At 68.6% G+C, this 23444-nt stretch carries 21 protein-coding genes; 11 read left to right on the top strand and 10 right to left on the bottom strand.

Annotated features, from left to right (window positions below):
• Nucleotides 1-46: 46 nt before the first annotated feature.
• The 4 genes from AC07PR_RS00890 (at nucleotide 47) to AC07PR_RS00875 (ending at nucleotide 3839) form a co-directional block, all read left to right on the top strand.
• Nucleotides 47-1360, top strand: a complete 1314-nt coding sequence (locus tag AC07PR_RS00890; RefSeq protein ID WP_495134053.1) for an O-acetylhomoserine aminocarboxypropyltransferase — start codon at nucleotides 47-49, stop codon at nucleotides 1358-1360.
• Entirely contained in the window at nucleotides 1357-2196 is an 840-nt protein-coding gene (locus AC07PR_RS00885; RefSeq protein WP_495134052.1) for an alpha/beta fold hydrolase, read from the top strand. The genes AC07PR_RS00890 and AC07PR_RS00885 overlap by 4 nt, the downstream gene beginning before the upstream one ends.
• A gap of 63 nt (nucleotides 2197-2259) precedes the next feature.
• Entirely contained in the window at nucleotides 2260-2619 is a 360-nt protein-coding gene (locus AC07PR_RS00880) for an Mpo1-like protein (protein ID WP_431103845.1), read from the top strand.
• A gap of 137 nt (nucleotides 2620-2756) precedes the next feature.
• Complete coding sequence (locus AC07PR_RS00875) at nucleotides 2757-3839, top strand: F-box protein (RefSeq protein ID WP_495134051.1); 1083 nt, start codon at nucleotides 2757-2759, stop codon at nucleotides 3837-3839.
• Between the two features lie 33 nt (nucleotides 3840-3872).
• On the opposite strand, the gene AC07PR_RS00870 is transcribed toward AC07PR_RS00875, so the two are convergent.
• Together AC07PR_RS00870 and AC07PR_RS00865 are read right to left on the bottom strand one after the other, a co-directional pair.
• Nucleotides 3873-4742, bottom strand: a complete 870-nt coding sequence (locus tag AC07PR_RS00870) for an NmrA family NAD(P)-binding protein (RefSeq protein WP_495134050.1) — start codon at nucleotides 4740-4742, stop codon at nucleotides 3873-3875.
• Nucleotides 4743-4808: 66 nt separating this feature from the next.
• Entirely contained in the window at nucleotides 4809-5741 is a 933-nt protein-coding gene (locus AC07PR_RS00865) for an NADP-dependent oxidoreductase (protein WP_377154829.1), read from the bottom strand.
• Between the two features lie 106 nt (nucleotides 5742-5847).
• Between AC07PR_RS00865 and AC07PR_RS00860 the strand changes: the two genes are divergently transcribed.
• Nucleotides 5848-6831 carry a LysR family transcriptional regulator gene (locus AC07PR_RS00860; protein WP_495134049.1) on the top strand — a complete coding sequence of 328 codons (984 nt, stop codon included), beginning with the start codon at nucleotides 5848-5850 and terminating at the stop codon, nucleotides 6829-6831.
• 2 nt (nucleotides 6832-6833) lie between these two features.
• Here AC07PR_RS00860 and AC07PR_RS00855 read toward each other — a convergent pair whose 3' ends face one another.
• The 3 genes from AC07PR_RS00855 to kbl are packed head-to-tail and all read right to left on the bottom strand — an operon-like array spanning nucleotide 6834 to nucleotide 9800.
• Nucleotides 6834-7529, bottom strand: a complete 696-nt coding sequence (locus AC07PR_RS00855; protein WP_495134048.1) for a hypothetical protein — start codon at nucleotides 7527-7529, stop codon at nucleotides 6834-6836.
• A 60-nt stretch (nucleotides 7530-7589) separates the two neighbouring features.
• Nucleotides 7590-8558: an NAD-dependent epimerase/dehydratase family protein gene (locus AC07PR_RS00850; protein ID WP_495134047.1), complete on the bottom strand. Its 969-nt coding sequence runs from the start codon at nucleotides 8556-8558 to the stop codon at nucleotides 7590-7592.
• 24 nt (nucleotides 8559-8582) lie between these two features.
• Nucleotides 8583-9800, bottom strand: a complete 1218-nt coding sequence (kbl, locus tag AC07PR_RS00845) for a glycine C-acetyltransferase (RefSeq protein WP_377154825.1) — start codon at nucleotides 9798-9800, stop codon at nucleotides 8583-8585.
• A gap of 177 nt (nucleotides 9801-9977) precedes the next feature.
• Between kbl and AC07PR_RS00840 the strand changes: the two genes are divergently transcribed.
• On the top strand, nucleotides 9978-10556 hold the full coding sequence (locus AC07PR_RS00840) for a helix-turn-helix domain-containing protein (protein WP_431103853.1): 579 nt from the start codon (nucleotides 9978-9980) through the stop codon (nucleotides 10554-10556).
• A 22-nt stretch (nucleotides 10557-10578) separates the two neighbouring features.
• Here AC07PR_RS00840 and AC07PR_RS00835 read toward each other — a convergent pair whose 3' ends face one another.
• Entirely contained in the window at nucleotides 10579-11004 is a 426-nt protein-coding gene (locus tag AC07PR_RS00835) for a type II toxin-antitoxin system VapC family toxin (protein ID WP_377154823.1), read from the bottom strand.
• Nucleotides 11001-11234: a FitA-like ribbon-helix-helix domain-containing protein gene (locus tag AC07PR_RS00830; RefSeq protein WP_377154822.1), complete on the bottom strand. Its 234-nt coding sequence runs from the start codon at nucleotides 11232-11234 to the stop codon at nucleotides 11001-11003. The genes AC07PR_RS00835 and AC07PR_RS00830 overlap by 4 nt, the downstream gene beginning before the upstream one ends.
• Before the next feature lie 189 nt (nucleotides 11235-11423).
• Between AC07PR_RS00830 and AC07PR_RS00825 the strand changes: the two genes are divergently transcribed.
• Nucleotides 11424-11744 carry a hypothetical protein gene (locus AC07PR_RS00825; protein ID WP_495134046.1) on the top strand — a complete coding sequence of 107 codons (321 nt, stop codon included), beginning with the start codon at nucleotides 11424-11426 and terminating at the stop codon, nucleotides 11742-11744.
• Here the strand turns inward: AC07PR_RS00825 and AC07PR_RS00820 are convergent.
• On the bottom strand, nucleotides 11728-13065 hold the full coding sequence (locus AC07PR_RS00820; RefSeq protein ID WP_495134045.1) for a YihY family inner membrane protein: 1338 nt from the start codon (nucleotides 13063-13065) through the stop codon (nucleotides 11728-11730). The genes AC07PR_RS00825 and AC07PR_RS00820 overlap by 17 nt on opposite strands.
• Before the next feature lie 19 nt (nucleotides 13066-13084).
• Between AC07PR_RS00820 and AC07PR_RS00815 the strand changes: the two genes are divergently transcribed.
• Nucleotides 13085-13585, top strand: coding sequence for a DUF2069 domain-containing protein (locus AC07PR_RS00815; RefSeq protein ID WP_495134044.1), 501 nt, complete (start codon nucleotides 13085-13087; stop codon nucleotides 13583-13585).
• Nucleotides 13582-14994: an FAD-binding oxidoreductase gene (locus AC07PR_RS00810; protein WP_495134043.1), complete on the top strand. Its 1413-nt coding sequence runs from the start codon at nucleotides 13582-13584 to the stop codon at nucleotides 14992-14994. The genes AC07PR_RS00815 and AC07PR_RS00810 overlap by 4 nt, the downstream gene beginning before the upstream one ends.
• 143 nt (nucleotides 14995-15137) lie before the next feature.
• Here AC07PR_RS00810 and AC07PR_RS00805 read toward each other — a convergent pair whose 3' ends face one another.
• A complete protein-coding gene (locus tag AC07PR_RS00805; RefSeq protein ID WP_495134042.1) occupies nucleotides 15138-16343 on the bottom strand; it encodes an NHL repeat-containing protein in 1206 nt (401 codons plus the stop codon).
• 40 nt (nucleotides 16344-16383) lie between these two features.
• Here AC07PR_RS00805 and AC07PR_RS00800 point away from each other — a divergent pair, with 40 nt between their 5' ends.
• Both AC07PR_RS00800 and AC07PR_RS00795 read left to right on the top strand, forming a co-directional pair.
• Nucleotides 16384-16770, top strand: coding sequence for a hypothetical protein (locus AC07PR_RS00800; protein WP_495134041.1), 387 nt, complete (start codon nucleotides 16384-16386; stop codon nucleotides 16768-16770).
• Between the two features lie 148 nt (nucleotides 16771-16918).
• Complete coding sequence (locus AC07PR_RS00795) at nucleotides 16919-20107, top strand: sensor histidine kinase (protein WP_495134040.1); 3189 nt, start codon at nucleotides 16919-16921, stop codon at nucleotides 20105-20107.
• 87 nt (nucleotides 20108-20194) lie between these two features.
• On the opposite strand, the gene AC07PR_RS00790 is transcribed toward AC07PR_RS00795, so the two are convergent.
• A complete protein-coding gene (locus tag AC07PR_RS00790) occupies nucleotides 20195-23428 on the bottom strand; it encodes an efflux RND transporter permease subunit (protein ID WP_377154816.1) in 3234 nt (1077 codons plus the stop codon).
• Between the last annotated feature and the right edge of the window lie 16 nt (nucleotides 23429-23444).

Genomic DNA, 23444 nt, shown 5'->3' with positions numbered 1-23444 from the left:
CCCGGCGCCAGACACGACTGGACACCATAACAAGCAGGAGACACCCATGTCAGGTCCATCCGACCCGGGCTTTGATACCTTGGCGCTACACGCCGGGGCCGCGCCCGACCCCACCACCGGCGCCCGCGCCGTACCGCTGCATCTGACGACCTCGTTCGTGTTCGAGAGTGCCGAGCAGGCCGCGGGCCTGTTCAACATGGAACGCAGCGGGCACGTGTACTCGCGGCTGTCGAACCCGACGACGGCCGTGCTGGAGGAACGCATCGCCGCCCTCGACGGCGGCATCGGCGGCCTGGCCACCGCCAGCGGCCAGGCGGCCCTGCACCTCGCGATCGCGACGATCGCGGCGGCCGGCGACCACATCGTGGCGTCGAGCGCGCTGTACGGCGGTTCCCACAACCTGCTGCACTACACGCTGAAGCGCTTCGGCATCGAGACGACCTTCGTGCGGCCCGGCGACCTGGACGCCTGGCGCGCGGCGATCCGACCGCAGACGAAGCTGCTGCTGGGCGAGAGCCTCGGCAATCCCGGCCTCGACGTGCTGGACATCCCGTCGATCGCGCAGATCGCGCACGAGGTGCACCGGCCGCTGCTGGTCGACGCGACCTTCGCGACGCCGTATCTGCAGCGGCCGATCGCGCTGGGGGCGGACCTCGTCTACCACTCGGCCACCAAGTTCCTGTGCGGGCACGGGACCGTCGTCGGAGGACTGCTGGTCGACGGCGGGCGCTTCGACTGGGACCGTGCCCATGCGGCAAGCGGCGAGCGTCGCCGTTTCGCCGAACTCTGCGAGCCGTACGACGGCTTCCACGGCATGGTGTTCTCGGAGGAAAGCACCGTCGGCGCCTTCCTGCTGCGCGCGCGTCGCGAGGGCCTGCGCGACTTCGGCGCCTGCATGAGCCCGCACACCGCCTGGCTGATCCTGCAGGGCATCGAGACACTGCCGCTGCGGATGCAGCGCCATGTGAGCAACGCGCAGAAGATCGCGGAGTTCCTCGAGGCCCAGGACATCGTCGAGCGCGTGAACTACCCCGGACTGGCTTCGCATCGCGATCACGCGCTGGCGCAGAAACTGTTGCCCAAGGGGAGCGGCGCGGTCTTCAGCTTCGACTTGAAGGGCGGACGCGAGCCGGGCCGGCGCTTCATCGAATCGCTGCGGCTGTTCTCGCATCTGGCGAATGTCGGCGATGCCCGCTCGCTGGTCATCCATCCTGCGTCGACGACGCATTTCCGGATGGACGACGCGGCGCTCGCGGCCTCGGGCATCCGGGCCGGGACGATCCGCCTGTCCATCGGACTGGAAGATCCCGACGACCTGATCGCCGATCTGAAAACCGCGTTGAAGGTGGCGTCGAAATGAGTGCGAAGCAGCTCAAGGTCCAAGGCCGGTCGGCCTATGCGTACACCGGCGGCAAGCGCTTCGACGCGACCCTGCCGTGTGTCGTGTTCATCCACGGCGCGCTGCACGACCACAGCGTGTGGACGCTGCTGGCGCGCCACTTCGCCCATCACGGCCACGGCGTGCTGGCGGTCGACCTGCCCGGGCACGGCCGCAGCGAAGGTCCCGCGCTGGGCGATGTGGAGGCGCTCGGTGACTGGATCAACGAGGTGCTCGACGCCGCCGGCGTCGGCGCGCCGGGCGCAAACGGCACGGTGTCGCTGGTCGGTCACTCGATGGGCTCGCTGATCGCGCTCGAAGCCGCGGCACGGCGCCCGGCGCGCGTGTCGCGGCTGGTGATGGTCGGCACCGCGTGGCCGATGAAGGTCTCGGACGCGCTGCTGAGCACCTCGCGCGAACGGCCGCGGGCGGCGATGGCGATGGTCAACGCGTTCTCGCACTCGACGACGGCGGGCAAGCCCTCTTATCCCGGACCGGGCGCGTGGATGCACGGCGGCAACCTGGCGCTCATGGAGCGCATGCAGGACGGCTACGGCGAGCACGGCAATCTCTTCGAGCACGACTTCCTGGTCTGCGATCGCTACCAGCGCGCGCCGGAAGCTGTCGCGCAAGTGACCGCGGCCGGCATCCGGTCGGAGATGATCCTTGGCGCGAAAGACGCGATGACGCCGCCGAAGGCGGCAAAGCAGCTGGCCGAGATGCTCGGCGCGCGCGTGCAGACCTTGCCGGCCGGGCATTCACTGATGACCGAGGCGCCGGAGGGGATGTTGAATGCATTGAAGGCGGCGCTGGTCTGAGCGCCGTACGGTGACGACCTCAGCCAAGCAGACGGCCCGCGAGGGCCGCGCCAGGAGACGACCATGAGCACCAGCCCCCTGCCCCACGCGCCCCAGGATTCGGACCCGAACGCCGACCGCGTGAAGGCCATGCGCAGCTTCGCCGAGTTCTATCCCTTCTACCTCGGCGAGCACCGCAACCGGACCTGCCGGCGGCTGCACTTTGTCGGCTCGACGCTGGGGCTGCTGTGCCTGGCTTACGCGCTGGCGACGCAGACGTGGAGCTTCGTGCTCATCGGCCTGCTGTGCGGCTACGCGTTCGCGTGGATCGGGCACTTCGGGTTCGAGAAGAACCGGCCCGCGTCGTTCAAGCGGCCGCTGTACAGCTTCATGGGCGATTGGGTCATGTACAAGGACATCTGGATCGGGAAGATCCGGTTCTGATGGGGGGGCCGGACACCGCCTCGTTCCGGATCGTCCCAGGCACCCGAACCCACGCTGGACTTGGTTGACAAAGGACCCTTCCATTCGCCGTGTCGCGAGTGGAGGTTCAAATCGAGGTCAACCAGGACAGGCCAATGATGAAGACGACGAACGCGCACGACGGCGCGGCGCAAGGATTGAGTGCGTTTGCTGAAGTTCATGCCGCCACGGAGACAGCGGCGCAGGATGCGGCCTCTGGTACCGAGCGCTCTTTGGCCGAGTTGCCCCCGGAGTTGCTCGAAAGGATCGGCAGCCATCTCGGCGCAAAGGATCTTGTCGCACTCACCCGCACAGGTTCCAGACACATCGCCGCTTCCTTCGCCTACCAGCTGAACCAGGCGCGCACGCTCGACGCTGTGAGAAAAGCGTGCGAACGCTCCACCGACCTCGCCGTGTTGACCTCATCGATCCAGGGTTTGCGGCCCGCGCATCAGGTCGACGCCCTGCAGCAGTGGGCGACGCGCCTCCGCGAATTGCCTGCGGTGCGGCGGTCCGACCGCGTCGCCGACTTTTACGCTGTCGTCGCCTCCTTGCCTCACATCGCGGACCAGCCCCCATTGGCCCTGAAGTTGAGACTGGCATGTCATGACAGCGCCTGGTCCGCCGTGGAAGCAGGAGAAAGCGAGGAGGCGGTCGCCGCCGCCTTCCAACTGTCGTCGCCTCGGGAGATGAAGCGATTGGCATGGACCGTCGCTCACAAGGAGGCAAGCGCACTCGTGGGCGCTGGCGCTTCAGTCTCCGAGACCGCCAGCGCGTTCGATCTGGACAGGATGGGCTACGACTATCTGGCGCATCGATCCGTCGACGGACCTGCCGGGGCCGCCGCGCTGGCGGGGCAACCCATTCAGGAGGTGTATCAGTCCGGCAGTTTCTTCAGTAACAAGCGCAGGGGATATCAATTTTATTTCAGTGAAGGTGCCATCCGCAGGTTGGACCAGATGGTTTTCGATGGGCCAGCCAGCCAGGCCGTCCTGGCGGGCGAGAGGGTGGTGGATGTCTTCCTCCGCCATGGCTTCAGCAACGTCAGCTACCACTTCCGATTGCAGGAGTTGGCCTGCCATGGTCCTGCCGGGGAGGCCGTGAAGGCGGGGGAAGATGTGGAAGCGGTCGCCAAGCGATATGGCATCAACGCCCCGAGTTGCCTCCGTCGCTGGCTACAGGAACCCGGCGAGTCGTCTTGACGACGACCTGCCTGGATTCCCCGCGCGCTGGCGTCACGCCGCGCCAGCGAGTTCTCCGATCAGCGCCTCGTAGCGCCGCAACGGTCGACCCAGCAGGGTCTCCAGGCGCTGGACGGTGCCGGCGGCCGGGGTCATGCCGTGCTGCTGGATGCGGGCCATCATCAACCGCATGTCGTAGGCCATCCAGGACGGCGCCGCGTTGGCCAGTTGGGCCTCGAAGGCCGCGAGGTCATCGCCGCCGTAGCGGATCTCCCGCTGCAGCACGCGACTCCAGGCTTCGGCGACCGAGGCGCCCGACAGTTCCTCCGGGCCGACGACGTCGAGCACCACACGCGGCAGCGGTCCGGGCGCTGCATCACGGCGCAGCAGTTCCGCGACGGCGACATCCGCCAGATCGCGCGTGTCGATCATCGCCACGCCCGCGGTGCCGATCGGCATCGGATAGACGCCGTAGCCTTCGATCACCGATTGCACCTGCTGATCGTTCTGCATGAAGTAGGCCGGGCGCAGCACCGTCACGGGCAGGTCCAGGCTCTCGATCATCCGCTCCACCGTGTGCTTGCCGGTGAAGTGCGGCACGTCGGTGAACCGGTCCGCGTGGATCACGGACAGGTAGACGATGCGCTCGATGCCGGCCTCCCGCGCCAGGCTCAGCGTCTGCAGGCCTTGCGTGACTTCGTCCGGCGTGACCGCGTTGAGCAGGAACAGCGTGCGCACGCCCGACAGCGCGTGGCGCATCGACGGGATGTCGGACATGTCGGCGACGACCTCGGTGACGCCGTCCGGCAACTGCGCCCTGCCCGACTTGCGGACCAGCGCCTTGACGGAAGCGCCTTCGCGCGCGAGACCTTGGACGACGAGGGAACCGATGGTGCCGCTGGCACCGGTGACGAGGATGCTCATGGGGGACTCCTTGTGGGGATGGTGGGTGGTGAAAGGGAACGGGAGAACGGGGTGACGGGGAATCGATCAGGCGCCGAAGTCGACGACGGCCTTGCCGTGGATGGCGCCGTTGCGGTGGCGCTCGATGGCGGCGGGCAGCGCCGTGAAGGGCACGACCTCGCCGACGCGGGCCTGCAGCTCGCCCCTGGCGACCTGCTGCGCGACGTGCCCCAGCAGCGCCGCGTCGGGCTTCATGACGAACCACAGGCCTCGCAGGCCTGACGGCGTGCTGGCCAGGATCCCGGGCGACGAGGTGCCGACGACAACACCGTTGCGGGACAAGACCTGCCACGTGCGGTCGAGCACGTCGCCGCCAACGTAGTCGAGCACCAGGTCGATGTCGCGCACCACCGATTCGAAGCGCTCCGTCCGGTAGTCGATGACCTGGTCAGCGCCGAGCGCGCGGACCGCGTCGATGTCGTCGCTGGCGGCGGTCGCGATGACATGAGCGCCGGCCCGCTTCGCGAACTGGACTGCGAAGCGCCCCAGTCCACCGGCCGCGCCATGCACCAGCACGCGTTGGGACGGCCAGAGGGGGCCGGCGAAGTGCAGGCTCTGCCAGGCGGCCAGAACGGCGACGGGCAGCGACGCGGCGGTCAGGTCATCGAGCGCTTCGGGCGTCGGCGCCAGATTCGCCTCGTTCACGGCGACCAGTTCGGCGTAGGCGCCCAGAGCGCCGAGCGGCCCCATCACACGATCGCCGACCTGGAAGCGCGACACGCCGGGGCCGACGGCCTCGACAACGCCGGCCAGTTCGATGCCAAGCACCGCCGGCAAGGCGATCGGAAAGGCGTCGCGAACGTAGCCCTCGCGCACCTTCCAGTCGAGGGCGTTGAGGCCGGCGGCCCGAACGCGCACCAGCACTTGGCCGGCCTGCGCGACCGGGGCGGCGATCGTGGACATCGTGGTGGCCTCGGCGCCGCCGTAGGCATTCAGGGTCAGGGCTTGCACGGTGGTCATGGTTCAGTTCCTTCCATCGGTGGGTTGCGATGGATGAACGATAGGCCGTTGCATTCGATAAACACAGACGCCAAAATCGATACTGTCTGTCTCATTGGTGGAACACATGGACCTGAACGCACTGGCGGACTTCAATCTGGTCGCGACGCATGGCGGCTTCGGGCGGGCGAGCCGCGCCAGCCGGCGCTCGAAGGCGACCCTCTCGCGTCGCGTCGCGGATCTGGAGGAGCAGCTCGGCGTGCGCCTCATCGAGCGCAGCGCGACGGGTCTGGAGCTGACGGAAGCGGGTCAGGCCTTGCTCAGTCGGACGGAAGGCCCGATGAACGAGGTGGCCGATGCCTTCGCGTCCACGCGCGAGGGCGCGGATCAGGTCCGCGGGCAATTGCGCGTCGCCGCGCCGCTGCTGTTCTCGCAGCTCGCGATGGGACGCTTGAGTGCCGAGTTCCGCGCGCTCCACCCCGGCGTGACCGTCGAGGTCGTCGGTGAGGACCGGGTGGTGAATCTCGTCGATGAACGGTTCGACGTGGCGATCCGGCCCAACCCGCGCATGGACACCGCGCTCGTGGGACGCTGCTTCGCGAAGGACCGGCTGGTGGTCGTCGCGGCGCCGTCGTTCGCGATGCCTGCATCCAGCAGGCCCATCTCAGGCAAGACGGTCTCTCGCAGATCCGCCGCAGGCAAGGCGCCTTCGGGCGAGGCAGTTTCGAGCGAAACCGTGGTGGAGGTGCCCGCGGTGGAGGTGCCCGCAGTGGAGGTGCCCGCGGTGGTCAGCGCGACCCGGGAGGGCGAGGTCTGGGAACTCGACGGCGGCGCGCTGAGGCTCGCACCAAGACCGGTGCTGCGGCTGTCGTCGATGCTGATGGTGAGAGACGCCACGCTCGCAGGCGCGGGCGTCGCGTTGCTGCCTCAATCCATCGTCTGGAGCCAGCTCACGCGCGGCGAACTCGTCCAATGGGGCGCAGTGAGCGGCAAGGAGGTCGAGCTGTGGGTGCTGCACACCTCGCGCCGGCTCGCGAGTCCCAAGGTCAAGGCGTTTGTGGACTTCATGTGCGCCAGGTATCCGGAGGGCGTGCTGACCTTGACCGGCTGAAGTCAGGGCGTCGCCATGACAGGCAACAACGCCTTCGCCGCCTCGATCCTCTGCGCCATCGGTACGGTCGCATCGTTCATCACCTGCAGCAGGAATGCGCGGGGATCGCTGAAGCCGGTGGCGAGCGCGTAAGAAGACGCTGGGCCGGAGGCGTCCGGCGTCGACGACGCGGTTGCCGGTGCCAGGTCTTGCGGGAGCATCGGCGCGAGCTGCCCCATCGCCACCGCCCACTCCTGCGGGGTGATGCTCTTCAACGTCTTCAGCAGGTCCGCCTGCCCTTCGACGCCCGGCGGGATGTCCAGCCACGTCGCCTCGACGAACACCGGCGCCAGGTCCGGCGCGACGAACGCGGACCATTGGCCTTCCTTGACCTCGGCCGGCACCGCCGGAGGCTCCGTCAGGCATCGGATCCGCGGCGCGGCGACGTCGCTGAGGTAGCGCGCCGTCAATCCGTCGAAGAACGCCCTCGCCTCGTCCGGCGAACAGCCCTGCTGCAGCGAGAACCACAGCTGATAGCTGTTCTCCCCCGCGATGGCGATGCCCGGCGCGGGCAGCGACAGATCGAGCTGCACACCGCGCCAGACGGCGCCGAGCAGGTCCCAATCCGAGGGGCGCCCGACGTCGAGCACGAGCGCGCGCACCGATCCGTCAGGACCGGCGGCGTAGAGACGTTGGAATTCAGCGGTGAGTCGGGACACTTGGATGAACTGGACTGAAGGAATCAGCCCCGAACTCTACGTCCTTGTCCGCCTGACCGCTCAGCCTTGCGCCGACGGCGGAGCCTGCTCCGCCTGCGCCTTCAGCGACGCCAGCATGTCGTCCGCCATCGCGTCCAGGTCGTAGCCGAGCTTCCAGCCCCAGTCGCGCTGCGCGACCGAGTCGTCGATGGACTGCGGCCAGCTGGCCGCGATGTTCTGGCGGAAGTCCGGCGCGTAGTCGATCTCGAAGCCAGCGATCCGGCGGCGGATGGACGCGGCGATCTGCTCCGGCGTGAAGCTCACGCCCGCCAGGTTGTAGCTGCCCCATTCGGTGATGCGGTCCGCCGGGGCTTCCATCAGCTCCAGCGTCGCGCGCAGCGCGTCGGGCATGTACATCATCGGCAGCGCCTGGTCTTCCTTCAGGAAGCAGGTGTAGCGGCCGCGCTTGAGCGCCTCGTGGAAGATCTCGACCGCGTAGTCGGTCGTGCCGCCGCCGGGCGGCGTCTTCCAGCTGATCAGGCCCGGGTAGCGCAGGCTGCGCACGTCCACGCCGTGGTTGGCGTGGTACCAGCGGCACCAGCCCTCGCCCGCCAGCTTGGAGATGCCGTAGATCGTCGTCGGGTCCATCACCGTCGTCTGCGGCGTGTCGCGCTTGGGCGTCTGCGGACCGAAGGCCGCGATCGAGCTCGGCCAGAACACGCGCTCCAGCTTCACCGTGCGCGCCAGCTCCAGCACGTTGAGCAGGCCCTTCATGTTCAGGTCCCAGGCCCACATCGGGTGCTTCTCGCCGGTGGCCGACAGGGCCGCCGCCAGGTGGTAGACCTGCGTGATGCCGTGGCGCTTGACCACCGCCGCCAGCGCGGCCGCGTCCGTCACGTCCAGCATCTCGTGCGTCAGCTGCGGCACGCGGCCTTGCGGCGCCACGTCGCTGGTGATCACGTTGGCGTTGCCGTGGCGTTTCGCGAGCTCCACCGCCAGTTCGGAACCGATCTGGCCGTTCGCGCCGATCAACAGGATCTTCGTCGTCATGGGATCTTCTTCTAACGCTGCTTCTTACTTCACCAGGCCCAGCTCGCGGCCCGCCTGCGCGAACGCGGCCACCGCCTGCTCCAGATGCTCGCGCTCATGCACGGCGGAGATCTGCACTCTCACTCTGGCCTGCTCCTTCGGGACCACCGGGTAGAAGAAGCCGACCGCGTAGACGCCCAGCTCCAGCAGGCGCGCGCTCAGCTGCTGCGCCTTGACGGCGTCGAACAGCATCACCGGCACGATCGGATGCGTGCCCGGCTTGATCTGGAAACCGGCCTGCTGGATCGCCTCGCGGAAGTAGGTCGTGTTGGCCTCCAGCTTGTCGCGCAGCGCGGTGCTGCCTTCCAGCAGGTCCAGCACGGCGATCGATGCGCCGACGATGCTCGGCGCCACGGTGTTGGAGAACAGGTAGGGGCGCGAACGCTGGCGCAGCAGCTCGATCACTTCCTTGCGACCGGTCGTGAAACCGCCCGAGGCACCGCCCAGCGCCTTGCCCAGGGTGCCGGTGATGATGTCGACCTTGCCGAACACGCCGCGGTGTTCATGCGTGCCGCGACCGGTCTTGCCCATGAAGCCGCTGGCGTGGCACTCGTCGATCGCGAGCAGCGCGCCGAAGCGGTTGGTGATCTCGCGGATCTTGTCGAGCTGCGCGATCGTGCCGTCCATCGAGAACACGCCGTCGGTGAAGACCATGACGTGGCGGGCGCCGGCGGCGCGCGCGGCCGTCAGCTGAGCCTCCAGGTCGGCCATGTCGTTGTGCTTGTAGCGGAAACGCTTGGCCTTGCACAGGCGGATGCCGTCGATGATGGAGGCGTGGTTCAGCTCGTCGCTGATGATCGCGTCCTGCTCGCCCAGCAGCGGCTCGAACAGACCGCCGTTGGCGTCGAAGGCGGCCGCGTACAGGATGGTGTCCTCGGTGCCGAGGAAACGCGCCAGGCGCTGCTCGAGTTCCTTGTGGATGTCCTGCGTCCCGCAGATGAAGCGCACCGACGACAGCCCGTAGCCGTGCGTGCGCAGCGCCTCATGCGCGGCTTCCACGACCTTCGGATGCGAGGACAGGCCCAGGTAGTTGTTGGCGCACAGGTTGAGCACCTCGCGACCGTCGTTCGTCCTCACGATCGCGCCCTGCGGGCCCGTGATGATGCGCTCGCTCTTGTAGAGGCCGGCGTCGCGGATGCCCTGCAGCTCGTTCTGCAGGTGGCGATAGAAGTCGTCGGTGGACGGGGGGACGATGTTGGTCATGCGGTGCTCCTGCGGCACAATCCGTTAAATCGAACGTGTTCGTTATATCGAACAGCCGTGCAGTATCAAGGAAGCACCGCAGCCGGTCAAGGCGTCGACGCTTCCCGGAACGCTACCCGAGTTCCCCCGTTTCCCTGAATGTCCCGAACGCTCGCCGCCCTTTTGCCCAAGCCGCCGATGTCCGCCACTCCTTCCGAGAAACTGGAACCACCGCGCGTCGGTGCGACCTTGCAGACGCTGCGGCAATCGCAGGGCCTGTCACTGGACGAACTGTCGCGAAGAGCGGGCGTGTCCAAGTCGATGCTCTCGCAGATCGAGCGCAACCAGGCCAATCCCACGGTGGCCGTGGTGTGGCGGCTGGCCAATGCGCTGCGGGTGGAGTTGTCCGAGCTGCTGGGCGGCGAAAGACCCGCCGCGCCGCCGATCGAGATCGTCGCGTCGCACGGGACGCCCGGGCTGTCCAGCCCCGACGGCCTGTGCCGGCTGCGGATCCTCGGTCCCATCGACCTGGCCGGCAACTTCGAGTGGTACGAACTGACCGTGCAACCGGGCGGCGCGCTGGAGTCCGCAGCGCATGAGCCGGGCTCCCGCGAGCACCTGAGCGTGCTGGGTGGCGAACTCGAGGTGACGGCCGGCGGCAGCCGCCAGATGGTCAAGACCGGCGAGACCGCGCGCTACGCGGTCGACGGCGCGCACGCCATCCGCAACCTGTCGAAGAAAGCGGCGACGGCGCTGCTGGTCGTGCTGCACGCCTGACGCAACGGGTCTGGGCTCGTCGTCAGGACGTCCAGAGCCATGGATCCACAACGTGGACCCCAGTCGTTTCGAAATGTTTGATGTTGCGAGTCGACACGGTCATGCGATTGGCCTTTGCAATCGCTGCAATGGCGCCATCGTCAAACTTCACCGGTCGTCCTTTTGCCTTTCCAAGCCCAACGATCTTGCCGAACTCTCGTGCGGCACTTTCATCGAACGGCAGGATACGACCCTCGAAGAGCGGAAGCAGCTCGCGCTCAATGAGACGCTGCAGCCCTGAGCGGCGATTCCCCTTGGGCAAGACCTCCACGCCCGCGAACAACTCGGCCACGGTGATGGTGGAAATATGAAGATCCCAGGGATCCTGAGCGTTCAACCACCCCAACACCGCCGCGCTTGGCCGCGGCTTGAGCGGTTCGGACACGACATTGGTGTCAAGCAGGATCATTCGAACTCAGCCGGCGTCACTTTCGTCGTGCGCCGTGGAAGCTTCAAACCGGGTTGCCCCATCCGCTGACCGATGCGCGCCAGCGCCGTGCCCAGCCCTTCCGCGGGAGCTGCCGCATCCTCCAGGATCTGGCGAATCTCAGCCTCAGTGCTTCGTCCATGACGCGCAGCACGACGCTTGAGCGCCTCATGGGCGACATCCGAAAGATTCCTGATCGTCACCGCTGCCATTGATATCACTCCGATGAGAGATTGCTATCAAGTCTAGCCTCAATCAGACTCGTCCCCCCACAAGACCCCTTCCCGGACGCCTTGCGAACGGCAGAATCAACCCCCTGTTACTTGACCCCTGCGTCAGCGTCGTCACAATGGGCCGCATTCGCGGAGGCGAGGGAGCGTATTGCAGTCAAGGCAGTCCACATGCAGCAACGCTCGTTTTCAGACAAGCACCCCCACATCCCCACCCCGACCCAACCGGCCACGATCGATACCGAAACCCAGGCGAAGCAGCTCCAGCTGCTGGATGGATCCGCGCGTCTGCGCGTCGCCGAGCAGAGAGCGCGCGAGCATCGCTCCACGCCCTTGATCGACAAGGCCGCGCTGCCGCTCGGCGCCACGCCGAAGTACGGCATGAAACCGACGGGCGCGACGCGACCCAAGCCGCCCTTCCGGCGGGCGATCTTTTCCGTGGTAGCCCTGCTGGCGGTGATCGGCGGCGCGGCCGTCACGTGGCTGCGGTAGCGGACGCGGTCGAGGACGCCGCGGGCGTCAGGGGCGTCGCGAGCCCTGCCGCCCCGCCGGACCCGACAGACCCGGCGGGTGAGCCGCGCCCGATCAGCACGCCCACGGTCGTCTGTTCCCAGCCGGCCTGCTCCCACAGCGCCGACAGGCCCGGCTGCCGGTCCGCCAGCAGCGTGCGGATGAGGGGCTCGGCGATCGTCGAGGACGGCTCGCAGAGCAGCACCAGGCGCTGCGCGCCCTCCTCTTCCAGGCGCCCGATCCAGTCCAGCTTCTGCAGGTGCTGGATCACAGGTTCCAGTTGCAGCGGGTCGACCGACATGCGCTGCGACAGGCCGAGCATCGACAGGCCCGACTCCCCGCCGGCGCGCGCCGCGTCGAGCTCGCCGATCACGTCCAGCGCCAGCGCCATCTGCATGCCGGGCTTGTTGCCGCGCACGCTGACGCCGCCGGCCAGGGCCGGCGCGTTGGCCGCCAGGATCGCGCCGAGCAGCACGATCGACCAGCCGACATAGATCCAGATCAGGAAGATGGGCACGGCCGCGAACGCGCCGTAGAGCGTCGAATAGGTCGGCACCTGCTTCACGTACCAGGCCAGCGCCAGCTTGGCCAGGTGGAAGGCCACGGCGACGAAGGCCGCGCCGGTCAGGGCGTGGCGCCAGCGCACGTCGGTGTTGGGCACGTAGTGGAAGAGCCCCGCGATCGCGGCCCAAAGCACCAGCAGGTCCACGCTGTTGAGCAGCACCACCAGCCCGCGCGGCAGGTTGTCGACGAGGTCGCGGCCGGCCGAGACCAGCAGGCTGGTGACCGTGAGGCTGCCGCCCAGCAGCAACGGGCCCAGCGTCAGCGCCGCCCAGTACACGAGCACGCGCTGCGCGATCGGCCGCGGCCGCTGCACGCGCCAGATCTGGTTGAGCGTGCGGTCGATCGTGAGCATCAGCGACAGCGCCGTCACCGCCAGCACGATCAGGCCGACGACGCCAAGCCGGTTCGCCTTCGCCGCGAACTGCGTCAGCGACATCAGCACCGGGCGCGCGATGTTGTCGGGGATCAGCGACTTGAGGAAGTACTTCTCCAGCGCGGACTGGAAGCTGGAGAACATCGGGAAGGCGGTGAACAGCGCCAGCGCGACGGTCAGCAGCGGCACCAGCGAGATCAGCGTCGTGAAGGTCAGGCTGCCGGCCGTGAGGCCCAGGCGTTCCTCGCGGAAACGCTGCACGAACAGGCGCAGCGTGCGCGCATACGGCCACGTCAACAGCTCCCGTCCGAGCTCCCGGATTCCCTCGCGCCAGCTCTGCGTCTGCGCCTGAACTTCACTGATCATGCTGGCTATGATGCCAGCCATGTCAAGCCTCGATGCCGCCCCTTCGATGAGCGCCGCGCCGGCCTCGCCGACGTCCCGCTCGGCCCCGACCGCGCGCGAACGCGGCAGCCGGCAGCTCGCGTTCTTCGCCACGCTGGCGCTGGCGCTGGTGTGCCTGGCGTGGGAGCTCTGGCTCGCGCCGACCGGGCGCGGCACGCTCGCGATCAAGGCGCTGCCGCTGCTGCTGCCGCTGCCCGGCCTGTGGCGCTACCGCATGTACACCTATCGCTGGCTCAGCCTGATGATCTGGCTCTACGTGACCGAAGGGCTGGTGCGCGGCACGTCCGAGGGCGGCGTCGGCATGGCGCTCGCGTGGGTCGAGGTGGTGTTGTCGGTGACGATCTTCGTCGCCTGCGCCGCGCAGATCCGGCAGCGGCTGGCCGAGGCGCGGCTGGCTGAAGCCCGGCCGGATGCCGCCGGGGCAGTCGACGCATCGAGACAGGACGCCGCCGTGAAGGACAGCGCGAAGGACGCCGCATGAGTGCCGCCCTGATCGATGCGTTGCGCGCAGCGCTGGGCGAGGCGCACGTCCTGCTGCCGGCGGAGCACGATCTCTCCGGCTACGAACGCGACTGGCGCAAGCGCTATGTGGGGCGCGCGCTCGCGGTGGTGAGACCGGCGGACACGGCGCAGGTCGCCGCGGTCGTGACGCTCGCCCGCGAGCACGGCGTGGCGCTGGTGCCGCAAGGCGGCAACACCGGACTGGTCGGAGGCGGCGTTCCCGACGACTCGGGCGCGCAACTGCTGCTCAGCCTGCAGCGTCTGAACCGTGTCCGCCAGATCGATCCGTCCAACCTGACGATGACCGTCGAGGCCGGCTGCGTGCTGCAGAACGTGCAGCAGGCCGCGCGCGACGCGGGCTGGCTGTTCCCGCTGAGCCTCGCGGCCGAGGGCAGCTGCACCATCGGCGGCAACCTCGCGACCAACGCCGGCGGCACGCAGGTGCTGCGCTACGGCAACGCGCGCGATCTGTGCCTGGGCCTGGAGGTCGTGACCGCCGACGGCACGGTCTGGGACGGGCTGTCCGGGCTGCGCAAGGACAACACCGGCTATGACCTGCGCGACCTGTTCATCGGTTCGGAAGGCACGCTGGGCGTGATCACCGCGGCGACGCTGAAGCTGCATCCGCTGCCGCGCGCGCGGATGACGGCGCTGGCCGCCTGCGACACGCTGGGCGACGCCGTGACGCTGCTGGACCTGGCGCGATCACGCTGCGGCGCGGCGCTGACCGGTTTCGAGGTCATGAACGCGCTGTCGCTGGCGCTGGTCGGCAAGCATTTCCCGCAGCTGACGCAGCCGCTCGGTCCGCGGCCGTGGACGGTACTGCTGGAGCTGTCGGACAGTGAAGGCGAGGACCACGCCCGCACGCAGTTCGAGGGCCTGCTCGAGGAAGCCCTGGAGCGCGGCGCGATCGACGACGCGGCGGTGGCCGAGAGCCTGTCGCAGAGCCAGGCGATGTGGCACCTGCGCGAGTCCATCCCGCTGGCGCAGAGCGAGGAAGGCCTGAACATCAAGCATGACATCGCGCTGCCGGTGTCGCGCATCCCGGCCTTCGTCGAGCGCTGCGACGCGCAGCTGGCGGAGCATTTCCCAGGCTCGCGGCTGGTGGACTTCGGCCACTTGGGCGACGGCAACCTGCACTACAACGTCCAGGCGCCGGAGGGGGTCACGCCCGCCGACTTCCTGCGCGAGCACGAGGCCGGGGTCAACGCGCTCGTCTACGACCAGGTGTCGGCGCACGGCGGGTCGATTTCCGCCGAACACGGCATCGGGCAGCTCAAGCGCGAGGAACTGGCGCAACGCAAGAGCCCGGTGGCGATGCAGCTGATGCGGCAGATCAAGCAGGCGCTGGATCCGCGCGGCCTGCTCAATCCGGGTCGGGTGGTCTGAACAGCGGACCCGCCAGTGCAAACGCCCGATGCACGGCATCGGGCGTCCTTGATCGGCAAGGGTCGACGATCAGGATCGGTCAGCGGCCCCAGGGCACGTCAAGACCTGGCACCTCGCACCGGCGCACCGCCGGTCGCGACGGATCACGGCGTGCGAACAGGGCTGATCTTGCGGATCAGGTTGTTGTTCTGATCCGCCACATAGACGTTCCCGTCGCTGTCCACGGCCACGCCTTCCGGCTGACGGAATGACGAATTGGCACCAATGCCGTTGACCGATCCGCTCGCCCCGGAGCCCGCCAGCGTCGTGACATCGCCCGCCGGAGTGATCCTGCGGATCAGGTTGTTTCCCGAATCCGCCACATAGACGTTCCCACCCCGGTCCACGGCCACGCCAGCTGGATAGTTGAATGCGGCACTGAGGCCATTGCCGTTGGCGGCGCCCGCTTGCCCCGAACCCGCTAGCGTCGTGACATCGCCTGCGGGCGTGATCTTGCGGATCAGGTGGTTAGTCGTATCCGCCACATAGACATTCCCGACACTGTCCACGCCCACGCCTACCGGCAGCGTGAACTTGGCCAACACGCCAAAGCCGTTGTCCGCGCCCTGCGCTCCGGAGCCTGCCAGCGTCGTGACATCGCCTGCGGGTGTGATCTTGCGGATCAGGTTGTTGCTCGTATCCGCCACGTAGACGTTCCCGCTACCGTCCACGCCCACGCCAAACGGAGCGCTGAAGCGCGCAGCGGCGCCATTGCCATCGGTCGCGCCACTTGCCAACGAGCCTGCCAAGGTCGTGACATCGCCTGCGGGCGTGATCTTGCGGATCAGGTTGTTGTTCGAATCCGCCACATAGACATTCCCGTTGCCGTCGACGGCCACGCCTGCTGGATTGGTGAATGTTGCATTGACACCATTGCCATTGGCCGAACCCGACGTCGCCGAGCCCGCCAGCGTCGTGACGTCGCCTGCGGATGTGATCTTGCGGATCTGTTGGCCATCCTGCACATAGAGGACTCCCAGACGGTCCACGGTCACGCTGCCTGGCGCAGAGAACTGTGCATTGACGCCATTGCCATTGGCGGAACCATTCGCCCCTGAGCCCGCAAACGTCGTGACGTTCGCCTGCGCTGCGGTGCACACGACGGTCACGTTGCTCACCGGGGAGGTCGCGCTGCCGCTGCCGTTGGTGACGGCGCAGTTCTGCCACAGCGGTTGCGCCTTGACAGTGACGGTATAGGTTGCGCCATTGGTGACCGGCGTTGCGAAGCTGAAGGCACCGTTGCCTTGCACGCGCAGGTCTTCGCTACCGTTCTTGCTCAGAATCAGGTCATTGCCAGCGTCCAGACCCATCACGTTTCCGCCGATGGGGCGGGCAGGATCCGGAACCGGCGTGGTCGGTGTCGTCGGTGTCGTCGGTGTCGTCGGTGTCGTCGGTGTCGTCGGCGTCGTCGGTGTCGTCGGTGTCGTCGGTGTCGTCGGCGTCGTCGGCGTCGTCGGCGTCGTCGGCGTGGTCGGCGTGGTCGGCGTCGTCGGCGTCGTCGGCGTCGTCGGCGTCGTCGGCGTCGTCGGCGTCGTCGGCGTGGTCGGCGTGGTCGGCGTGGTCGGCGTGGTCGGCGTGGTCGGTGTCGTCGGAGTCGTCGGATCGGTGCCCACGGGAGGAGACGCCGGGTCAACAGGCTCGCCGCCGCCGCCGCAAGCCGCCAAGCTCACCGATAGACAGATCGACACCGCCGCTTTCACGGTATTCAGTGCCGCTCGCCGCGGCGCCTTGACTTGAATCGAATGCATCGCGTTGCTCCAAAGTTGCTAGGAGCTGCCTAAGTCTCACTGGCGCACAGAGAGTTCGCGAGACGGATGTTTTGGTCGCCAAAACTGAACAGGGAAAGTGTGAGAACTTCGGCACCGCCACCCCGCAGGCACAATCCATGCGCTTCCGCGCCCGCCTGTCCTCGATGCCCCTTCCGACGCCCCCGCCCCCTTCACGACTGATCCGTCTTCATCTGCTCGGGCTGGCCGCCGGACATGCGCTGACCGTGCTGCTGACGCCTGCCGCGCACGCGCAGTCGGCGACGCCGTCGGAGCAGCCCCTCGCGCACCTGCAGCACACGACCTGGACGCTCAAGGACGGCATGCCGGGTCCGGTGATGGCGATCGCGCAGACCACCGACGGCTACCTGTGGCTGGGCACCGGCACCGGACTGTTCCGCTTCGATGGCGTGCGCTTCGAGCGCTTCGACGCCCTCGCCGGTGAATCGCTGCCGAGCCGGCAGGTGTTGTCGCTCTTCGCGACGAAAGACAACGCGCTGTGGGTCGGCCTGCTCGACGGCGGCGCCGCGCTGGTGCGCCAGGGCCGCGTCCTCCACGTCGATCCGGCCGGGGGGCATTTCTCCTACTCGACGCGGGCCTTCGCCGCCGAACGCGACGGCACGCTCTGGGTCGCCACCGGTCGCGCGCTGCTGAAGCGCCAGCGCGACGCCTGGATCCCCGTCGGACCGGAATCCGGCTACGTCGACGCCAGCGGCCATCCCCCGCCGACGCTCAACGTCGCGGTGGACGGCAGCAACAACATCTGGGTCGTCACCGACCGCGCCATCTTCGTGAAACCGGCAGGCGCCGTGCGCTTCACCGTCGTCGATGTGCCGGCGCTCGGCCAGTCGCAGCTCGTGATCGGCGGCGGCCGCGCCTGGGCCAACGACATGTCGCCTGCTGTCGGGGGTCTGCGGCCTCTGCCGCTGCCCGGCGAGTCCACCGACCCCGCCGCGCCACCGGTCGCCGTGCCGAAAAGCTTCTTCGTGCCCGCGTTCGACCGCAACGGCAAGCTCTGGTTCGGCGCGAAGGACGGGCTCAATCGTCTGGCGATCGAGGGCGCGGCGGCCTCCGCGCCGGCGGCGCATCAGTACCTGGGCACCGACAAGGGGCTGTCCGGCGAACTCGTGACCCGCGTCTTCCAGGACCGCGACGGCGCGATCTGGGTCGGCACCAACGGCGGGCTGGACCGCTTCCGCGGCGCGGCGGTCGACCGCGTCGAGCTGCCCGACCGCAGCGCCAGCATCGCGATGACGGCGGACGCGCAGGGGCGCGTCTGGATCGCCTCCGGGAACTCCATCCAGCAGTTGGCGCCCGGACAATCGACGCCGGAAAAGATGCCCACCGACCCTCGGATGGAAACCTTCACCGCCGTGTTCGTCGACAGCCGGCAGCGGCTCTGGGTCGGCGGCCGCACCGGGCTGTGGCGGCAGGAAGGGACCGGCTTCGTCCAGGTGCCCACGCCCGACGGGCAGCCGTGGACCGTCCCGGTCTTCGAGATCACCGAGGACACGACCGGCGCGCTCTGGTTCAACGCGCATCGCTACGGATTGATGCGCTACGCCGATGGGCGCGTCACGCGACTGTCCGGCAGCGAGGGGTTCCCACTCAAGGGGCCCGACGCCATCGGCACGGACGATCGCGGCCGCGTCTGGATCGGCTACAACGACGGCAGCGTGCTGCGGCACGAGGCCGGCAAGACGACGGCGCTGTCGTCGGCCGACGGCTTGAAGGTCGGCGCGATCAAGGTCATCGCGCGGCAAGGATCGCACCTGTGGATCGGCGGCGAACGCGGCGTGCAGCTCGCGTCCGAGGCCGGCATGCCGATGCTGCGCCTGAAGGACCCCGAAGCGCTGGACGGCGTCTCCGGCATCGTCGAAACACCCGATGGCGAGCTGTGGCTCAACGGCGCGAACGGGATCACGCGGCTCACCGCCGACGAAGTCCGCCGCGCGCTGACCGCGTCCAGCGACGGCGCGCGCCCGTCGGGACGCCGCTTCGATCTGATCGACGGTCTCTCGGGCCGCGCCGAGCAGTCGTGGCCGCTGCGCACGGCCGCGCGCACGCCGGATGGCGTGCTCTGGTTCTCGCTCAGCAATGGCGTGGTCCGCATCGATCCGGCCCGTCTGCCCCAGGGCGAGCCGGCCCCGCCGCCGGTCGAGGTGCAACGGCTCTTCGTGCACGGCGAGCCCGTGCCGGTCGGCGGCAACGGCGGCAACGGCGCGAGCGACGGGCACGCTGGCAACGGCTCCCAACGCCTGGCCGCCGGCACGCGGGACCTGGAGATCGCCTACACCGCCATCAGCCTTGCCCAGCCCGAGCGCACGCGCTTCCGATATCGCCTGATCGGCCAGGACCGGGACTGGCAGGACGCCGGCACGCGGCGTCGCGCCTTCTATACCAATCTCGGGCCCGGGACCTACGACTTCCACGTCGAGTCCTCCCAGGACGGCGGCCCGTGGAGCGCCGCGCCCGCGACGCTGCGTTTCGAGATCGCGCCGACCTTGACCCAGAACGCATGGTTCCGCGCGGCGGCGGTGCTCGCGGGCTTCGGCGCGCTGGGGGGCCTGGCCGCGCTGCGCGGGCGTCAACGCCGCCTGCATGAACAGGACCGCCTCGCCGCCCGAGTGCAGGAGCGTGAGCGCATCGCGCGCGACCTGCACGACACGCTGCTGCAAGGCGTCTACGGACTGATCCTTCGATTCGAGGCCATCGCTCGCAGGCTGCCCGGCACCGAGCGCGCCGCGATGGAACGCGTGCTGACCGACGCCGATGCGCTGCTCGTCGAGGGCCGCGACCGGGTCACCGACCTGCGCCTGCCGCCGCCCGACACCAATCTGCTCGAGCACACGCTGGAGGCGCTGGGGCGCGAGCTCTCGCACACGCACGGCGCCGCCTTCGCGCTGGCGGTCGAGGGCACGCCGAGGCCATTGGCGCCAGCGCTGGCCGCGTCGATCTGCCTGATCGCGCGCGAAGCGATCTTCAACGCGTTCCAGCACGCCCAGGCCGAGCGCATCGAGGTCACGCTCCGGTTCGACGACGCCAGCTTCGCGCTGTTCGTGCGGGACGACGGCGTCGGCGTGCCCGACGAGGTGCAGGACCGCGGCGGCCGGCCGGGCCACTGGGGCCTGTCCGGCATGCGGGAACGCGCGGAACTCGCCGGCATCGTCTACCGCCTCACGTCCCGCCCAGGTGCGGGCACGGAGGTCGAGCTGCGCGCGGCGGCCACGCAGGCGTACGCCGCGTCCGGCGATGCCGCGTCGCGCGCGTCCGGCGACGCCTGGTGGCGCCGCCTGCGGCGCGGCTGACCGGCCGGAAACGGAAAGGGCGCCTGGTCGAGGCGCCCTTCCCTTCACCGTCAGGCGTCGCCGGCGCTCAGCCCCGGCCCGCGCGCCTCAATCGTCGCCCGCGCCCAGCACGGCCTCGTGGTGCGCGACGGGGCGGCCGCGGTTGATCAGCCCGGCGATCAGCCACCACACGAAGATCAGCGTGGTGAGGAAACCGACGATCACCGCCAGCTCGACCAGCCGGTTGATCGCCATCGCGCCCACCTTGCCCCAGCCATCGGCTGCCTTCGCCACGCGGGCGCGCTGCTTGTCGCGGAACATCTCGATGCTGTCGTAGAAGCTCGGCACCATCAGCAGCGTCAGGAAGGTCGACGTGATCGTGCCGCCGATGATCGCCACCGCCATCGGGCGGTAGAACTCGCCGCCTTCGCCGATGCCCACCGCCACCGGCAGCATGCCGGCGATCAGCGCGAAGGTCGTCATCAGGATCGGCCGGAAGCGCTTGCGGCCCGCGTGCATCAGCGCCTCCTCGCGCGGCACGCCGGCGGCCTCCTCCTGACGCGCCGCGTCCAGCAGCAGGATCGCGTTCTTCGCCACCAGGCCGGCCAGCATGATGATCCCGATGAAGCTCATCAGGTTCAGCGTGCCCTTGGTCAGCAGCAGCGCCACCACCACGCCGATCAGCGACAGCGGCAGCGACAGCATCACGCCCATCGGGGCCGTGAAGCTGCCGAACTGCATCACCAGGATCAGGTACATCAGCCCGATGCCCGAGAACAGCGCGATGGCCATCGCGCTGAAGACCTCCTGCTGGTCCTTGGCCGCGCCCGCCAGCTCGATGCCGTAGCCGGGCGGGAAGTTGATCGCCTTGGCCAGCTTCAGCGCGTCGCTGGTGACCTCGCCGGGCGAACGGCCGTGCGCGTTGGCCGACACCGCGATCATCCGCTTGCCGTCCGCGTGCTGGATCTTGGCCGGGCCCTTGCCCATCGTCACCGTCGCGATCTGTTCCAGCGGCACCATCACGCCGGCGCCGGTCACGGCGATCGGCAGGCGCTCGATGTTGCTGGCGTCGACGCGGTCCTCCGGCGCCAGCCGTACCGCCACGTCGCGCGTCTCGCTGCTCGGGTCGATCCAGTCGCCGACCTCCACGCCGGCGAAGGCCACCCGCAAGGAGTTGGCCGCGTCGCCCACCGAGATTCCCAGCGTGTTGGCCAGGCCGCGGTTGAGCTCGATCTGCAGCTCGTTCTGCGGATCCTGCTCCGACAGGCCCACGTCCACCGCGCCCGGCACGCGGCGCAGCTTTTCCATGTAGTCGGTCGTGATCTCCATGAGCTTGCGCGAGTCCGCGCCGGAGAAGCGGATCTGCACCGGCTTCTGCGCGCCGTTGTTCAGGTCGTCGAGCACGACGTACTCCGCCCCGACCAGCCGCGCCACCCGCGTGCGCAGGTCGGCGGCGATCTCCGCCGCGCTGCGCTTGCGCTGGGTGCTCTTGCCCAGGTCCACGTAGATGCGGCCGCCGCTGGCGTTGACGCTCTCGTTGGTGGCCACCGTCTCGGGCATCTCGCGCGCCAGCGCGGACGCGGCGCCCATCTTCAGCCGCGCGTACTCGAGGCTGGACGAGGCCGGCGTCCGGACCTCGATGGCGATGGTCCCGGAATCCGACGCCGGCAGGAAGCTCGTGCCGCCCAGCTTGACCTGCAGGAAGATCGCGAGCGCGAAGCTCAGGACCGCGAACACCGCCATCCAGCGGCGGTGATGCAGCGCCCAGGCGATCACGTGACCGTAGCCGTCGGCCTGGCGGTCGAACCACTCGTTGAACGCCTGCAGCTTCTTGGAGATGCCGGTCTTGGGCGCCTCGTGATGCCCCGGGGGATCGCCCCAGAACGCCGACAGCATCGGGTCCAGCGTGAACGAGATGAACAGCGACACCAGCACCGAGGCGACCACCGTCAGCCCGAACGGCCGGAACCATTCGCCCGACACGCCCGGCATGAAGGCCACCGGGATGAACACGGCCACGATGGAGAAGGTCGTCGCCGCGACGGCCAGGCCGATCTCCGCGGTGCCCTTCAGCGCGGCGGTGCGGCGGTCGGCGCCGCGCTCCATGTGGCGCACGATGTTCTCGCGCACCACGATCGCGTCGTCGATCAGCACGCCGATCGCCAGGGACAGGCCCAGCAGGCTCATGAAGTTCAGCGTGAAGCCGCACAGCCAGACCGCGATGAAGGCCGCGATCACCGAGGTCGGCAGCGACAGCGCCGTGATCATCGTCGAGCGCCAGGAGTTCAGGAACACGTAGACGACGAAGATCGTCAGGCCCGCGCCGAACACCAGCGCGTGGATCACGTTGTTCAGGCTGTCCTGCGCGTCCTGCCCGCCGTCCTGCACGACCTCGAGCTTGGTGCCCTTGGGCAAGGACTTGTCGATCTCCTCGACCAGCTTGCGGACCTCCTTGGCCACGCTCACCGTCGAGGCGTCGCGCGAGCGCGTGACCATGATGCCGACGTTCGGATGGCCGTTGCGCACCGACAGGCCGGTCTGCTCCGCGAAGCCGTCCTGCACCGTGGCCACCTGGCCCAGGCGGATCAGCTCGCTGCCGGAGCGCTTGACGACGATCTGGTTGAAGTCGGCCGGCGACTCGATGCGGCCCAGCAGCCGGATGCTCTGGTCCTCCAGCTGTCCGCGCACCTTGCCCACCGGCGCCGTCGTGTTCTGCATGCGCAGCGCGTTGACGACCTCGGTCACGGAGACGTTGAACTCGCGCAGCTTCTGCGCGTTCAGCAACACCGACAGCTCACGCTTGAGCGAGCCGTTCACCGTCACCGTCGCCGCGCCGGGGATGGCGCGGAAGCGGTCGGCGAACTGGTCCTCGGCCATCCGCGAGATCTCGGCATGCGACTGGCTGCTGGACGACAGCGCCAGCTGCATGATCGGCTGCGCCGACGGGTCGACGCGCTGCAGCACCGGCTCGCGCATTTCCGTCGGCAGCTTGTGGCGGACCGCGGCGATCGCGTTGCGGACCTCGTCGGCCGCCTCGATCATGTTCTTGTCGAAGTTGAAGAACAGCAGCAGCTGGGCCGATCCTTCGCCCGAGGTCGAACGGACCTCGTTCACGCCGGAGATGCTCTGCAGCGACTTCTCGATGCGGTTGACGATCTCGCGCTCGGAGGTCTCCGGCGAGGCGCCCGGATAGCTGATGCTGACCACCAGCAGCGGCAGGTCGACGTCGGGCCGCTCGTTGACGCGCAGCTTGGACAGGGCCAGCAGGCCCAGGGCCATCAAGCCGATGATGATCACGATCATCGCGATCGGCTTCTTGACCGAGAAATTGGAGAGGAACATGGTTCAGGCTCCTGTG

It is taken from the genome of Roseateles sp. GW821-FHT09H11 (assembly GCF_059415845.1).
The sequence above is the reverse complement of the archived record's forward strand: the minus strand, read 5'-3'. Positions and strand labels throughout refer to the sequence as shown.